The organism is Curtobacterium sp. PhB137, from assembly GCF_003814955.1.
GTDB lineage: Bacteria > Actinomycetota > Actinomycetes > Actinomycetales > Microbacteriaceae > Curtobacterium.
The window spans coordinates 700,387-714,043 of the sequence record NZ_RKQO01000004.1; the positions used below are offsets into that span (position 1 = coordinate 700,387).

A 13,657-nucleotide genomic window follows, 5' to 3' on the forward strand; every position below is an offset into this window, starting at 1 on the left:
ACCTCGGCGCTCCCCGTGCGGCGAGTCGTGGAACCTCGGCGGAGGTGCGGGGGCAGCTAGCCCGAGACGGCCTCGTCCGACACGTCGGGGCCGATCGCGTCCTGGACGCGCGCGCTGACGGACCGGAGGGTGTCCGCGTCGGTCCCCACGGGCCTCCAGAACAGGTCTTCCAGCGCACCGGTGTGCGCGCGGATGCCGGCGAGCACCGCGCGGCGGCCGTCGGGGGTCATCTCCACCCAGCTGCCGCGGCCGTCGGTCGGGCAGTCGGCGCGTCCGACCAGGCCGCGGGAGACCATCCGTGTGACCTGGTGACTGACGCGCGACTTCTCCCAACCGATGCCGGCGGCGATGTCGCGGACGCGCAGCCGGTGGTCCGGCTCGCGCTGCAGCCCGATCAGGATCTCGAACTCGGGGATGGAGATGCCGGCGCCAGCCTGGACGGCCTGGTCGAGCGCTCGATCGAGGCGTCGCCAGACGTCGTGGTAGGCGTCCCACGTCGCCCAGTCGTGGCCATCGTTGCCCTGCGTCGACATGCCGACCAGCGTATCCACCGCGGCGGCCGGCCGACCCCGCCGCCGCGTCTTTCATCCGTCCGGATGACCCGAACGGGGCGCTGCGGAGCGATCCGCACGGCCCGTACGATGACCGGGCCGTGCAGCGCTCGGCGCGACGAGACAGGAACCCGCATGACGAACCCGTACGCACAGCCGCCGATCGCACCGGTCCGCCCGACGAACACCCTGGCGATCATCGCGCTCGTGCTGGGGTTCGTGGTGCCGATCGGCGGGGTCGTCGTGGGGCTCATCGCGCTGCCGCAGCTGCGGCGGACGGGCGAGGCCGGGCGCGGTCTCGCGATCACGGGCATCGTCGTCGGCGCGGTGATCTCCGTCTTCACGGTGCTGCCGGTGCTGCTCTTGCTGCCGGAACTGATCCGGGTCTTCGGCTGACGTCATCCCCCAGGACGGTTCCGAGCCGACGTGCGGCGCGCTCCAAGGTGAGGTCGGAGGTGCGGCATACGATCGGAGCATGCCGAGCGCCCGCCTCCAGGACTGCACCGACGACGCCGTTGCGCTGGTCCGCAAGTGGCTGGCGGCGTCCGCCGGGGCGAAGCCGGACGCCGGTGCCGCCCGTCTCGCCGAGGCCCTGCGCGACGAGCGTGGCCTCGACTTCACGCGCAGCTTCGTCGACAAGGTCATCCGCCCCGAAGACCCCCGGGTCGCGGCCCGCAACCTCGAGCAGGTCAGCCGCGACGTCCCTGACTTCCTCGCCTGGTACCTGCGCGGCGCGGTGACGCTCGGCGGCGGGTTCGCGACGATGGCGCCGTGGGCGGTCATCCCCACCGCACGGCGGATCCTGCGTCGGATGACCGGCCATCTGGTGATCGACGCGAGCACGGCGAAGCTCGGTCCGGCGCTCGCCAAGGTCGGTGGGCCGGGCACCCGGCTCAACGTGAACCTGCTCGGCGAAGCCGTGCTCGGCAGCGCCGAGAGCGACCGCCGGCTGCAGGGGACGATGGACCTGCTCGCCCGCGACGACGTCGACTACGTGTCGATCAAGGTCAGCTCGGTCGTGCCGCAGATGTCGATGTGGGCGTTCGACCAGACGGTCGAGCGGATCGTCGACCGGCTCGTGCCGTTGTACCGGCTGGCGGCGGCTCCGCTGGCGTCCGGCGGCCCGGCGAAGTTCATCAACCTGGACATGGAGGAGTACCGCGACCTCGACGTCACCCTCGCGGTGTTCCGGACCCTGCTCGACCGTGACGAGTTCGCGGGGCTGCAGGCCGGCATCGTGCTGCAGGCCTACCTGCCCGATGCCGCGGGGGCGCTCGAGTCCCTGACGACGTGGGCGCAGGAGCGCCGGGCCCGTGGTGGAGCGCCGATCAAGGTGCGGCTCGTCAAGGGCGCGAACCTGGCGATGGAGCACGTCGACGCGATCGTGCACGACTGGCCGCTCGCGACCTGGGGCAGCAAGCGCGAGACCGACTCCGCCTACCTGCGGATGCTCGACGCCGCGCTGACTGCGGAGCGCACCGACGCCGTGCGCATCGGGGTCGCCGGGCACAACCTGTTCGACCTGGCGACCGCGTGGGTCCTCGCCCAGCGCCGCGGGGTGACCGACGCGGTCGACGTCGAGATGCTGCTCGGCATGGCATCGACGCACGCCGACGCCGTCCGCGCCGACGTCGGACAGATCCTGCTCTACACACCCGTCGTCCAGCCGGACGAGTTCGACTCCGCGATCGCGTACCTCGCCCGCCGCCTGCAGGAGAGCTCGAGCCCCGAGAACTTCATCGCCGCGGCGTCCGACATCGACCACGACGCCAGCGTGTTCGACCGCGAGCACGGCCGGTACCTGGCGTCGGTCGCGGCGCTCGACCAGCCGGTGCACGCGACGCACCGCACCCAGGACCGCCACCGGGCGCTCGGCGAGCCCGTCCTGCGCGACGCGTTCCGGAACGCCCCGGACACCGACCCCGCCGTCCCCGCCAACCGTGCGTGGGCGCTCGACGTCCTGCGCCGGGTACCGCGCTCGCAGCTCGGCGCGCAGACGATCCGCGGGGCCAAGGTGGCCGACCGCTCCAAGCTCGAACGGATCGTGGCCCGCACCGCGCAGGCCGGCGTCAACTGGGGGCGGCAGGACCCCTCCGACCGTGCCGAGCTCCTCGACCTGATCGGGCACGAGCTCGAGACCCGCCGCGCCGACCTGATCGAGGTGATGGCGGCGGAGACCGGGAAGACGTTCTCCGAGGCTGACACCGAGGTCACCGAAGCCGTCGACGCCGCCCACTACTACGCCGAGCGCGCCCGCCGCCTCGGCGACATCGAGGGTGCCCGCTACGTCCCCCCACGCCTGACGGTCGTCGTGCCGCCGTGGAACTTCCCCGTCGCGATCCCCGCCGGTGGGGTGCTGGCGGCGCTCGCCGCGGGCAGCGGAGTCGTGCTCAAGCCGGCACCCGAGGCGAAGCGCAGTGGTGCGCTGCTGGCCGACGTACTCTGGGACGCCGGCGTGCCGCACTCGTTGCTGCAGCTCGTCGACCTGGCCGAGGACGAACTCGGCCGTGACCTCGTCGGACACCCCGCAGTCGACCGCATCATCCTGACCGGTTCGGCCGACACCGCGCGATCCTTCCGCTGGTGGCGCGCCGGTCTGCCACTGAGCGCCGAGACGAGCGGCAAGAACGCGATCGTCGTCACGCCGAGCGCCGACATCGACCTCGCGGTGCAGGACATCGTGCAGTCCGCCTTCGGCCACGCCGGCCAGAAGTGCTCGGCGGCGTCCCTGGTCGTCCTGGTCGGCACGGTCGGCGAGAGCGAACGCTTCCGTCGGCAGCTCGTCGACGCCACGCGCACGCTCCGGGTCGCCTGGCCCGACGACCCCACCGCCCAGGTCGGCCCGGTCATCGCCGAGCCCGAGGGCAAGCTGCGGCAAGGGCTCACCGAACTCGGCCCGGGGGAGTCCTGGCTCGTGCAGCCGACGGCCCTCGACGACTCCGGGCGGCTGTGGTCACCCGGCATCCGCGACGGCGTCCGCCCGGGCAGCGACTTCCACCAGACCGAGTACTTCGGCCCGGTGCTCGGGATCATGCGCGCCGAGACGCTCGAGCAGGCGATCGCGATCCAGAACGGCACGGACTACGGCCTGACGGCGGGGATCCACTCGCTCGACGCCGACGAGGTGGCGGACTGGCTCGCCAGCGTGCGCGCCGGCAACCTCTACGTGAACCGCGGCATCACCGGTGCGGTCGTCGGCCGGCAGCCGTTCGGCGGCTGGAAGCGGTCGTCCGTGGGCACCGGCACGAAGGCGGGCGGACCGATGTACGTCGCGACGCTCGGCCGGTGGGAACCGGTGCCGCGCACGGTGCACAAGAGCATCCAGCTGCACGGTCTCCCGCCGCGCGTGACCTCGGTGATCGAGGCCGCACGCAGCGGCTTGTCGTTCGAGGAGTTCGACCAGGTGCGGGCCGGTGCGCTGAGCGACGTCCGTGCGCGCGAGGAGCTGTACGGCGGCTCGCACGACCTGACGGGGCTCGTGGTGCAACGGAACGTGCTGCGCCACCGACCGCAGTCCGTCATCGTGCGGCAGGCCGAGGACGCCTCGGCGGGTGACCTGGTCCGCGCGCTCGTCGCTGCCACGGCTGCACGCGCCCACGTCCTGCTCAGCACCGCCCGCCCGTTGCCCGGCCCGCTCAGTCAGCTGCTGGCCTCGAGTCGGTCGCCGCTGGACGTCGTCGACCACCTGGTCGAGTCCGACCAGGACTTCCACGCCCGCGCTTCGTCCGGCGCCGTGTTCCAGGCGAACTGGACGAGTGGTGAGGACGACGAACCCGTCGACGCACTCGGGGACATGCTCGCGCAGGGGCAGGACCGACCCGTGCACACGGCGTTCGGCGGCCCCGGGGCACGGATCCGGCTCATCGGTGGCGATGCCCTGGCGCTCGAGGAAGCCCTCGGGGCGAGCATCGACGTCGCGATCCACGACGCGCCGGTGGTCGAGGCCGGGTTGATCGAGATGCTCCCGTTCATCCGTGAACAGTCGGTCTCGATCACCGCGCACCGGTTCGGGGACGTCGACGCGGACTTCGCTGACCTGCGCGTCTGACGTCCCCGGCTCGGGTCAGTCCTCGGTGTCGCCTGCTGCTTCGTCCTCGACGCCGGTCTCGTCCATCCGGTCACGCAGGTGGTCGGCCATCGCTCCGGCGCCCTCGCCGTGGTGGTCGTGGTCGACCTGTTCGATCAGGCCGTGCAGCTTCTCGTGGTTCGTGGCCTCGTTGGCGCCGTCCATGACGGGCTCGGTCTGCTCGTTGTCGCTCATGGCTCGGACGCTACGCCGGGGTGGCTGCGGACCGGTAGTGCAGCTCGACGGCACCGCCGGTGAACGGCGTCGTCCCGACCAGCTCGAACACCGGGGTCGGTGCCGCGACCGGTAGCAGCGGCGCACCGGCGCCGAGCGCCACCGGCATCACGGTGACGCGGAGCTCGTCGAGCAGCCCTGCTTGCTGGTACTGCGCCGCGAGCAGTCCGCCGCCGACGACCCAGACGTCGCGCTCGCCGGCGGCCCGTTCGAGGTCGGCCTGGTGGTCCGCGACCTCGCCCGACACGAAGTGCACGTCGGCGCCGTCCGGCACCGGCAGGTCACGCGTGGTGAACACCCACGTCGCCAGGTCCGGGTACGCCCACGTGTCGTCGTGCTCGAGCAGCCACTCGTACGTGGTCGAGCCCATGACGATCGCGCCGATGCCCGCGAAGAACCGGTCGTGGTGCTCCTGGAACGGCTCGAAGCCGAACTGCAGCAGCCAGTCGAGGTCGTCGTCCGGTGCAGCGACGAAGCCGTCCAGCGAGGACGCGACGGAGTAGGTGGTACCCATGCCCCGGACGCTACCGAGCACCCCCGACAGGCGTCAGCGCCGACGGACGTCAGCGCCGCCAGCCGTCAGCGCCGGCTGCCCCGACCGACGACGGCGACCTCGGCGACGGTGAGCACCGTGGCGATCCACACCTGCTGCAGGGCGAACCCGCGGCGTCGTGGGTCGAGGGCGAGCGGCATCATCGTCACGCCGTGCACCGCGTCGACGGCGGCGCTCAGCGTGTGCGCGTTCCCGGAGCCCGTGCGTGCGACGAGGGCGGCCTGCACGAGCTGCCGGACGCCGAGCACGCCGTGCAGCACGGCCTGGTCGCGACCACGAGCCGCTCGGCCCAGGTGCCACAGGCCGAGTCCGGCCCGGCACAGCTCGACAACGGCTGCACCCCGCACCGACGATCCGCGGCGGCTCATCGTCGTCGTCCGGCCACGAGAGCGACGGCCCCGGCCGCGCCGAGTGCCGCCCCGATGATGCCGTTGCCGATCCGTCGGTGTTCCACCCACCAGGTCTGCGGCGACCAGGCGTGCGCGGACTCGTCGAACACACCGTGCGCGCCGTGGTCGCCCGGCACCGGCTCGTACAGGTTTTCCTGCAGCTCCTGCCCGTCCTTGTCGGGCGCCTGCTGCCCGGAGACGAGCGTCTTGGCGGCGTACCAGTCGGCGAAACGCCCGCTGATCCGGTTGCCGAGGATCGTGTAGACGGTCGACTCGCCGACCCAGGTGCGACGGCGCGGCCGCTCGGCCACGGCAGCGATCGCGCGGGCGCCGACCTCGGGCTGGAAGATCGGGGCGACCGGCTGCGGGTGGTGCGGCAGCTTCGACTTCACCCACCCGAACTGGATCGTGTTCAGGGCGGGCATGTCGACCCGCGACACCTTCACCTTGCTGCCCTGTTCGAGCAGCTCGGAGACGACGGACTCGGTGAACCCGACGATCGCGTGCTTCGCGCCGCAGTACGCGGCCTGCAGCGGGATGCCCCGGAAGCCGAGTGCTGAACCGACCTGGACGACGTGCCCCTGGCCGCGGGGCACCATCCGGGAGAGCGCGGCACGGGTCCCGTTGACGAAGCCGAGGTAGGTGACGTGCAGCGCTCGCTCGAAGTCCTCGGGCGCGGTGTCCAGGAACTTTCCGAACACCCCGACCATCACGCCGTTCACCCACAGGTCGATCGGCCCGAGTTCCTGCTCGACGCGGTCGGCCGCGGCCTCGACGGCCTCGCGGTCGGACACGTCGGCGACCAGGGCCAGCCCGCGACGCCCCGCGGCCTCGACCTCGGCGACCGCGGCGTCGACGCCGTCCCGTCCACGGGCGAGGACGGCGACGTCCCACCCCCGCGCGGCGAGCTCCCGGACGGTCGCACGCCCCAGTCCTGCGGATCCACCGGTCACCACTGCCACTCGAGTCATGGCTCCCTTGTACCTGCGGCCGACCATGCACCACTCAGCCGGTGTCCCCCGGACCGGCGGGCACCGAACCACGATCACACCGACCGGCCATGATGGCCACGTGGAGACTCGAGACCCCGAGAGTGACGAGCTCGCTGAGGAAACCCCTCCCGGCTGGGTCCTGAACACCCCGAACCGGCTGCTCGAGGTCTGGCTCTACCCCGTGCTCGAGCTGCTCCTCGCCGCCGCGCACGTCGCCCTCGGCATCGCCTTCGGCGGCGTCTTCGCGCTCGTCGTCGGCATCGCCGCTGCGGTCGTGTTCGGGATGGGTTCAGTCGCGCTGCTCGTGACAGGCTGGCGCGCGTACGACGAGCAGACGCGTGCGGCCTCGTGGCGCTGCCACGTCACCCGGGTGGTGGTGGCAGTGACGAGCGCGGCGGTCGTCGCGGTGGCGAGCCTGGTGGTCGGGACTCCATCCGGCCTGGTGTTCGGCGCGATCGCCGGGATCCCGATGGCGTTCCGGTTCGCGCGCATCGTCCCGCGCATCGACCACCTCGTCGTCGCGTGGGCCTCGGCGTCGGTGGCGGTGATCTGCACGACCCTCGCCGTGATCGGGTTCACCGTGCCCGACCTCCCGGAGTACCGGACCGTCGCCTGGATCGGCGGGTCCTTCTTCGGACTGTTCGGTGCCGTCGTTGCCATTCACCAGTTCCGGGCAGCCGCCCGGGCGCCGCGACGAGCTCGAGCTCGAGCTCGGCCTCAGCGCCCCCGACCGAACCGCGTCGTGACCCCCGCCGAGTAGAGCACCGAGTCCGGCTCGAGCTCCGTCAACCCGAACGGCAGCCCCGCAGCGCCGACCAGGTCGTCCCGCAACGACACCACCGAGGCCCGGTGCAACGGCCACGCGTCGTGCTCGTTCGGCCAGAACCGGGTCCGCCCGGCCCGGTGCACGTGCATGCCCCACCGCGCGGTCAGGAACGTCTCGAGCAGCCCTGGCTCGTCCAGTACCTCGCCCACGCGGACGTCTAGCATCGACCGCAGGTGCGTCCCGTGCCGCCGCATCGCGTACCCGACGCGGCCGTCGCCGCTCCGCGACTCGGCGTCCGCCCACCAGTAGGGCAGTCCGGTGGCCACGCGTGCGCCGAGGGTCGGCAGCAGCTTGCCGGCGTCGAGCGACAGGAACACGACACCGTGCTGGCCCTGCTCGTCGACCGTGTAGACGCGGACGTTCACCTCGACGAAGTCGCCGATCGAGCCGGTCCGCCCCAGCGCCCCGAGGGGCGGGAACCGGGTGTCCTCGAACCGGAACCCGATGAGGCCCACCCAGGTGGTCACCCCGTCGTCCGTCCCGTCGAGCGCCATCGTGTCGGGTCGCGTTCCGGCTGGCAGCAGCGGGGCCACCGCCGACACGTCGACGCGCCAGTGCACGAAGACGACGTCGAGCCAGTCCTGCGAGATCCAGGGGCGGCCCGGCAGGCCGGGGGCGGTTCCCGGGAGGCCCGGGGCACTCTGGGTGGGTCGGGTGTCGGTCACGATGTGGTCGCCTCCGGTTCGATGTGGCCCGCGACGGGCGCGTCGTCCCACCCCTGCTGCGGGGTGTCGCAGGTGCCGCGGAACACGTACTGCGATGGCCGCTTCCGCTCGCTCGACGTCCAGTCGATCGCGGGGCGGCGCCGTTCGGGCGGTAGGTACCCGATCCGGTAGACGGCCATGAGCTCGAGCGACTCGGGCACCCGGAGCAGCCCCTCGATCTCCGCCCAGGCGCCCGGGGTCTCCATCGGGAAGGACACGAACTGGATCCCCAGCCCGAGCTCGGTCGTCGCGAGCCAGATGTTCTCCATCGCCGCGCCCATGCTGAACACGGAGTAGAAGCCGGACAGCTCCTGCTGCCGGTACTCGTGGCGGTCGAGCATCACGCCGAGCAGCAGCGGCGACCCGGCGACGAGCTTCCGGTTCTCCTCACCCAGGCTCTGCGGCACGCGGAGGGTGTTCATGAGCAGCTGCCCACGCTTCGTGAACACCTGCTTCGTGAACGGCCGGAGCGGCCCGGGCAGCTTGTCGAACAGCATGCCGTCGCGCCGCTCGTCCATCTCGGCCTTCGAGAACCGGAAGTACGGCTTGTACCGCTCGAAGAACGTCCCCTCGGCCATGGTGCGGGTCATCGAGCTGCCGCTGATCGCGGCGACCCGGTCGATCGTGTCGCGCTCCTCGACCAGCACGAACCGCCACGGTTGGCTGTTCAGCTGGGACGGGGCCCGGCCGGCGAGCTCCATGAGCAGCCGTTGGTGCCCCTCGGACACCGGGTCGGGCAGGAACGCCCCGTTCGTGGTCCGTCGGCGTCGGATGGCCTCGAAGAGCTCCACTGCTTCCCCTCGTGTCTCGTGGTCACGGTCGGCGCCGCACCAACAGCGCCCCCAGGTAGGACGGCACGGCGGCCACCGCGATCTTCCAGTGTGCTCCGGAGCGCGGGTTCGTGCGGGGCGCGAGCGCGAGCGGGACGAGTGCGGGCAGCAGGAACAGCGCCGAACGGTCACGGGTCCACAAGGGCGTCGTCGCGGCGGCCCCGGTGAGCGTCGCCGTCACGACGAACAGGCCGTGGTGCACGACGCGGAGCTTCCTCGTCCGGATCAACCGGACGGCGACGGCCGTGCCCCAGAGGCAGTTCGCGACGTAGGCGAGGCCCGCAGCGGTGACCAGCCGACGGGCGGGACGCGATCCCGTGGGCGGTGATCCGCGCCTCCCGGTCGTGTTCCGTGCCATCTGCCGGACGTTACGCGGTGTCGCGACTGACCAGCTTGGAGAGCACGATCGCGGACCGCGTGTGGTCCACCTGCGGCGCGAGGCGGACCTTGTCGAGCGCCTCCTCGAGCGCGGACAGGTCCTTCGAGCGCATGTGCACGACGGCGTCGGCGCTCCCCGTGACCGTGCCGGCGTCGATGACCTCGGGCACGGTGTCGAGCAGCGCACGGAGCTCGTCGGGGGAGACGGTGCCGCGGCAGTACAGCTCGACCCAGGCCTCGGTGCCGCGGTCCTCGACGGCGGGGTCGACCTTGATCGTGAAGCCCTGGATGACACCATCGCCGACGAGTCGGTCGACGCGGCGCTTGACGGCCGATGCCGAGAGTCCGACCACCGACCCGATGTCGCCGTAGCCGGCGCGGGCGTTGTCCCGGAGTTGATCCAGGATGCGGTGGTCGAGCGAATCCATTGCACCCATCGTACGCGGACTTCTTGCGAGGTCGGCGGTTCGGACGCACGAAACGTGCGTCACCCGAACGGGTGCCACGACGCTTCGCTCCCGGTACTGCACTTGCCGGACGGTCTGTGTCAGGATCGACGTGGCGTCGACCTGGTCCGCTACGGCGAGTGAGCCTGCATCTCGCCGGAGCACCTCTCCTTCGTTCCGTTTCGGTTCCTGGCAGGCTCGGGCCCCGGTCCCTTCTCAGGAGGACTGATGTCGAACACCGCACCCTCGACCACCGATGCACCGGCCCGTACCGCCACCAAGCGGACGATCCTGATGTGCAAGCCGGACTTCTACACGGTGAGCTACCGGATCAACCCCTGGATGCACCCGGAGGAGCCGACCGACACGTCGAAGGCCGTCGCCCAGTGGCAGACGCTCGTCGACGTGTACGAGCAGCTCGGCTTCGACATCTCGTACATCGACCCCATCGACGGCCTGCCGGACATGGTCTACGCGGCCAACGGCGGGTTCGTGCTCGACGGCATCGCCTACGGCGCGAAGTTCCAGTACCCCGAGCGCCAGCCCGAGGGCCCGGCGTACATGGACTGGTTCCGTCAGGCCGGCCTGACGGTCGCCGAGCCCGAGCAGACCAACGAGGGCGAGGGTGACTTCCTGCTCATCGGGAACACGATCTTCGCGGGCACCGGCTTCCGGTCGGACAGCACCTCGCACGACGAGCTCGCGACGATCTACGGCCGTGAGGTCGTCACCCTGAAGCTCATCAACCCGAGCTTCTACCACCTCGACACCGCCATCGCCGTGCTCGACCCGGAGCCCGACGCTTCCGGCCGGTCGAACATCGCGTACCTGGAGAGCGCCTTCGACGAGCCGTCGCTGGCGATCCTGCGCGAGCGGTTCCCGGACGCGATCATCGCGACGGAGGAGGACGCTGCGATCCTCGGCCTGAACTCCTACTCCGACGGGTACAACGTCGTGATCGCCGCGCGGGCTGTGCGGTTCGCCGAACAGCTCAGGGAGAAGGGGTACAACCCGATCGGCGTCGACCTCTCCGAGCTGCTGCTCGGCGGTGGCGGCGTGAAGTGCTGCACGCTCGACCTGCACCCGGTCGGCACCGGCAACTCGGTCGCCCGCTCGCTCGGGGTCAGCTGATGTCGGCGGCAGCGTCGCTCGGGGTCAACACCGCGGCGGCGCTCGCCGTCGAGGACCGCGCCCTCGCGCACAACTACAGCCCGCTGCCCGTCGTCATCGCGTCGGGGGCCGGAGCGACCGTCACCGATGTCGACGGCAAGCAGTACCTGGACGGCCTCGCCGCGTACTCCGCGGTGAACTTCGGCCACGGCAACCCGCGGCTGCTCGACGCCGCCCGGGCGCAGCTCGACCGGGTGACGCTCACGAGTCGTGCGTTCGTGAACGACCAGCTCGGGCCGTTCGCCACGGCACTGGCGGCGTTGACGGAGACCGAGATGGTCCTGCCGATGAACACCGGTGCCGAGGCCGTGGAGTCCGCGATCAAGGTGTCCCGCGCCTGGGGCTACCGCGTCAAGGGGGTCCCCGCGGACCGCGCGACGATCATCGTGGCGTCCGGGAACTTCCACGGCCGCACCACCACGATCATCTCGTTCTCGGACGACCCCTCGGCCCGCGATGACTTCGGTCCGTACACCCCGGGGTTCCGCACCGTGCCGTACGGCGATGCCGCTGCCCTGCGCGCAGCGATGGACGAGACCGTCGTCGCCGTGCTGCTCGAACCCATCCAGGGCGAGGGCGGCGTGGTCATCCCGCCGGCGTCGTACCTCCCGGAAGTCCGGGAGGTCTGCGACGAGTTCGGTGCGCTGTTCATCGCCGACGAGATCCAGTCCGGCCTCGGACGCACCGGCCACACCCTCGCCGTGCAGCGCGTTGGTGTCCGTCCCGACCTCATCACGCTCGGCAAGGCACTCGGCGGCGGCATCGTGCCGGTGTCCGCGGTCGTCGGCTCGGCTTCCGTCCTCGGGGTGCTGCGTCCTGGCGAGCACGGTTCGACCTTCGGTGGCAACCCGCTCGCCGCTGCCGTCGGCGCCGAGGTCGTGGCGATGCTCGGCGAGGGCACGTTCCAGCAGCGCGCCCTCGACGGCGAACCGTTGCTGCGCGGGCTGCTCGACGACCTGCTCGGCAAGGGGGTCGTGTCGCACCGCGTCGCCGGACTCTGGGCGGGGATCGACATCGACCCCGCGCTCGGCACCGGCAAGGAGATCTCGAAGGACCTCGCCGACCGCGGGCTGCTCGTGAAGGACACCCACGGTTCGACGATCCGCTTCGCCCCGCCGCTCGTCGTCACCGACGACGAGCTGCGCACGGCGATGGGGACGCTCGCGTCGGTCCTGTCCGCGCGCGCCTGAGCCGCGCGCTCGGCGCCACGCGCGCGCTTCGTGAGCAGAAATGGTCGGGTCGCCACACGGCACCCGACCATTTCTGCTCACCAAGCGCGGCTCACACCGCCCAGCGCGCCGCCAACTCGTCCATGAGCGCATCGAGGCGCTCGTCGACGACCTGCGCGTCGGGGTTGGCCTCGTACCAGGCGATGACCTCGCGCACACCCTGCCGGTAGGGCGTCCGCGGCCGGTACCACGGCACGAGCGACCGGATCTTGCTGTTGTCGAACACCGAGCTGTTGGCCTTGTCGCCGAGCAGCGCCGCACCCCACTCCGGGTCCACGGCGTTGATGGCGTCCGCCGGCACGTGCACGATCTGCAGATCGGACACCCCCGCCGCCGCCGCGATCTCGTGCGCGATGGCGTTCCACGTCGGCGCCTCATCGCTCGTGATCGTGAAGGCCTCACCGATCGCCGACGCGTTGTCGAGCAGCCCGGTGAACCCGACCGCGAAGTCACGGCTGTGCGTCAGCGTCCACAGCGACGTGCCGTCACCGGTGATGATGATCGGCTTGCCGGCGCGCATCCGCGCCACCGCAGTCCAGCCACCGGTGAGCGGCAGCTTCGTCTCGTCGTAGGTGTGTGACGGCCGCACGATCGTCACCGGGAAGTCCTGCTCCCGGTACGCCTCCATGAGCAGTTCCTCGCACGCGATCTTGTCGCGCGAGTACTGCCAGTACGGGTTCTTCAGCGGCGTCGACTCCGTGATCGGCAGGTGCGTCGCCGGCGTCTGGTACGCCGAGGCCGAGCTGATGAAGACGTACTGCCGCGTCCGTCCCGCGAAGAAGCCGATGTCGGCCTGCACCTGGTCCGGCGTGAAGGCGATCCAGTTCACGACCACGTCGAAGTGGCGGTCGCCGAGTGCGTCCGCCAGGGCGCTGCGGTCCGACACATCGGCCTGGAGGCGCGTCACACCCTCCGGGATCGGCCTGCCCCCGGTGGTCCCCCGGTTCAGGACCGTGACGTCGTGGCCCTGTTCGGTTGCCTCCCGCACACAGGAGGCGCTGATCACGCCGCTCCCGCCGATGAACAACACGCTCGCTCCGGTCATGGATGCTCCCTCGCTCTCCGCGGCACCGCTCCGTGCCGCCACTTCCCTCCGATCCTGCACCTCGGCGGCTTGGCCACGTCGCGGATGCGGTTGGGTTTCCTGGGTCGCACGGCCCTTGAGCGCGCGAGTACTCAACCCGATGAGATGGATCGTCGGAGGGATGAGTCGAAAAAGGTCGTCTGCTGCGTACAGCCATTGGTCGGTCATACCCTGCTTGTGCATCGATTCCGAGAAACCTCGGTCA

General features: G+C 71.3%; 15 protein-coding genes. 5 read left to right on the forward strand and 10 right to left on the reverse strand.

The genetic code is table 11. The annotated features are described in order from the left end of the window. Nucleotides 1–56: 56 nt before the first annotated feature. Nucleotides 57–533, reverse strand: coding sequence for a MarR family winged helix-turn-helix transcriptional regulator (locus EDF28_RS03730; protein WP_111083786.1), 477 nt, complete (start codon nucleotides 531–533; stop codon nucleotides 57–59). A gap of 153 nt (nucleotides 534–686) precedes the next feature. Here EDF28_RS03730 and EDF28_RS03735 point away from each other — a divergent pair, with 153 nt between their 5' ends. Further along, nucleotides 687–947 carry a DUF4190 domain-containing protein gene (locus EDF28_RS03735; protein ID WP_165918699.1) on the forward strand — a complete coding sequence of 87 codons (261 nt, stop codon included), beginning with the start codon at nucleotides 687–689 and terminating at the stop codon, nucleotides 945–947. Nucleotides 948–1,026: 79 nt separating this feature from the next. Beyond that, on the forward strand, nucleotides 1,027–4,599 hold the full coding sequence (locus EDF28_RS03740; protein ID WP_123937211.1) for a bifunctional proline dehydrogenase/L-glutamate gamma-semialdehyde dehydrogenase: 3,573 nt from the start codon (nucleotides 1,027–1,029) through the stop codon (nucleotides 4,597–4,599). Between the two features lie 15 nt (nucleotides 4,600–4,614). Here the strand turns inward: EDF28_RS03740 and EDF28_RS03745 are convergent, their stop codons facing one another. The 4 genes from EDF28_RS03745 to EDF28_RS03760 all read right to left on the reverse strand — a co-directional run bounded on the left by EDF28_RS03745 (nucleotide 4,615) and on the right by EDF28_RS03760 (nucleotide 6,764). Further along, a complete protein-coding gene (locus EDF28_RS03745; RefSeq protein ID WP_123937212.1) occupies nucleotides 4,615–4,812 on the reverse strand; it encodes a hypothetical protein in 198 nt (65 codons plus the stop codon). A 10-nt stretch (nucleotides 4,813–4,822) separates the two neighbouring features. Beyond that, nucleotides 4,823–5,365, reverse strand: a complete 543-nt coding sequence (locus tag EDF28_RS03750; protein ID WP_123294528.1) for a dihydrofolate reductase family protein — start codon at nucleotides 5,363–5,365, stop codon at nucleotides 4,823–4,825. 65 nt (nucleotides 5,366–5,430) lie between these two features. Then, nucleotides 5,431–5,772 carry a hypothetical protein gene (locus EDF28_RS03755; protein ID WP_123937213.1) on the reverse strand — a complete coding sequence of 114 codons (342 nt, stop codon included), beginning with the start codon at nucleotides 5,770–5,772 and terminating at the stop codon, nucleotides 5,431–5,433. Further along, nucleotides 5,769–6,764, reverse strand: coding sequence for an SDR family oxidoreductase (locus EDF28_RS03760; RefSeq protein WP_123937214.1), 996 nt, complete (start codon nucleotides 6,762–6,764; stop codon nucleotides 5,769–5,771). The genes EDF28_RS03755 and EDF28_RS03760 overlap by 4 nt, the downstream gene beginning before the upstream one ends. Before the next feature lie 100 nt (nucleotides 6,765–6,864). Here EDF28_RS03760 and EDF28_RS03765 point away from each other — a divergent pair, with 100 nt between their 5' ends. Next, nucleotides 6,865–7,545: a hypothetical protein gene (locus EDF28_RS03765; protein WP_123937215.1), complete on the forward strand. Its 681-nt coding sequence runs from the start codon at nucleotides 6,865–6,867 to the stop codon at nucleotides 7,543–7,545. Here EDF28_RS03765 and EDF28_RS03770 read toward each other — a convergent pair. Genes EDF28_RS03770 through EDF28_RS03785 form a run of 4 tightly spaced genes read right to left on the reverse strand, consistent with a single transcriptional unit; the run spans nucleotide 7,503 to nucleotide 9,951 of the window. Further along, nucleotides 7,503–8,276: a YqjF family protein gene (locus tag EDF28_RS03770; RefSeq protein ID WP_207895503.1), complete on the reverse strand. Its 774-nt coding sequence runs from the start codon at nucleotides 8,274–8,276 to the stop codon at nucleotides 7,503–7,505. The genes EDF28_RS03765 and EDF28_RS03770 overlap by 43 nt on opposite strands. Next, the gene (locus EDF28_RS03775; protein WP_123937216.1) at nucleotides 8,273–9,106 is read right to left on the reverse strand and encodes a nitroreductase family protein; all 834 of its coding nucleotides are present in this window, start codon (nucleotides 9,104–9,106) and stop codon (nucleotides 8,273–8,275) included. The genes EDF28_RS03770 and EDF28_RS03775 overlap by 4 nt, the downstream gene beginning before the upstream one ends. A gap of 22 nt (nucleotides 9,107–9,128) precedes the next feature. Continuing rightward, nucleotides 9,129–9,503: a hypothetical protein gene (locus tag EDF28_RS03780; protein ID WP_123937217.1), complete on the reverse strand. Its 375-nt coding sequence runs from the start codon at nucleotides 9,501–9,503 to the stop codon at nucleotides 9,129–9,131. 10 nt (nucleotides 9,504–9,513) lie between these two features. Next, the gene (locus EDF28_RS03785) at nucleotides 9,514–9,951 is read right to left on the reverse strand and encodes an Lrp/AsnC family transcriptional regulator (RefSeq protein WP_111083794.1); all 438 of its coding nucleotides are present in this window, start codon (nucleotides 9,949–9,951) and stop codon (nucleotides 9,514–9,516) included. A 246-nt stretch (nucleotides 9,952–10,197) separates the two neighbouring features. Here EDF28_RS03785 and ddaH point away from each other — a divergent pair, with 246 nt between their 5' ends. After that, nucleotides 10,198–11,100, forward strand: coding sequence for a dimethylargininase (gene ddaH / locus EDF28_RS03790; RefSeq protein WP_123294534.1), 903 nt, complete (start codon nucleotides 10,198–10,200; stop codon nucleotides 11,098–11,100). Next, nucleotides 11,100–12,329, forward strand: coding sequence for an ornithine--oxo-acid transaminase (gene rocD, locus EDF28_RS03795; RefSeq protein ID WP_123937218.1), 1,230 nt, complete (start codon nucleotides 11,100–11,102; stop codon nucleotides 12,327–12,329). Before ddaH ends, rocD begins: the two co-directional genes overlap by 1 nt. Nucleotides 12,330–12,420: 91 nt before the next feature. Here rocD and EDF28_RS03800 read toward each other — a convergent pair whose 3' ends face one another. Continuing rightward, complete coding sequence (locus EDF28_RS03800) at nucleotides 12,421–13,413, reverse strand: SDR family oxidoreductase (RefSeq protein WP_123937219.1); 993 nt, start codon at nucleotides 13,411–13,413, stop codon at nucleotides 12,421–12,423. Nucleotides 13,414–13,657: the final 244 nt, after the last annotated feature.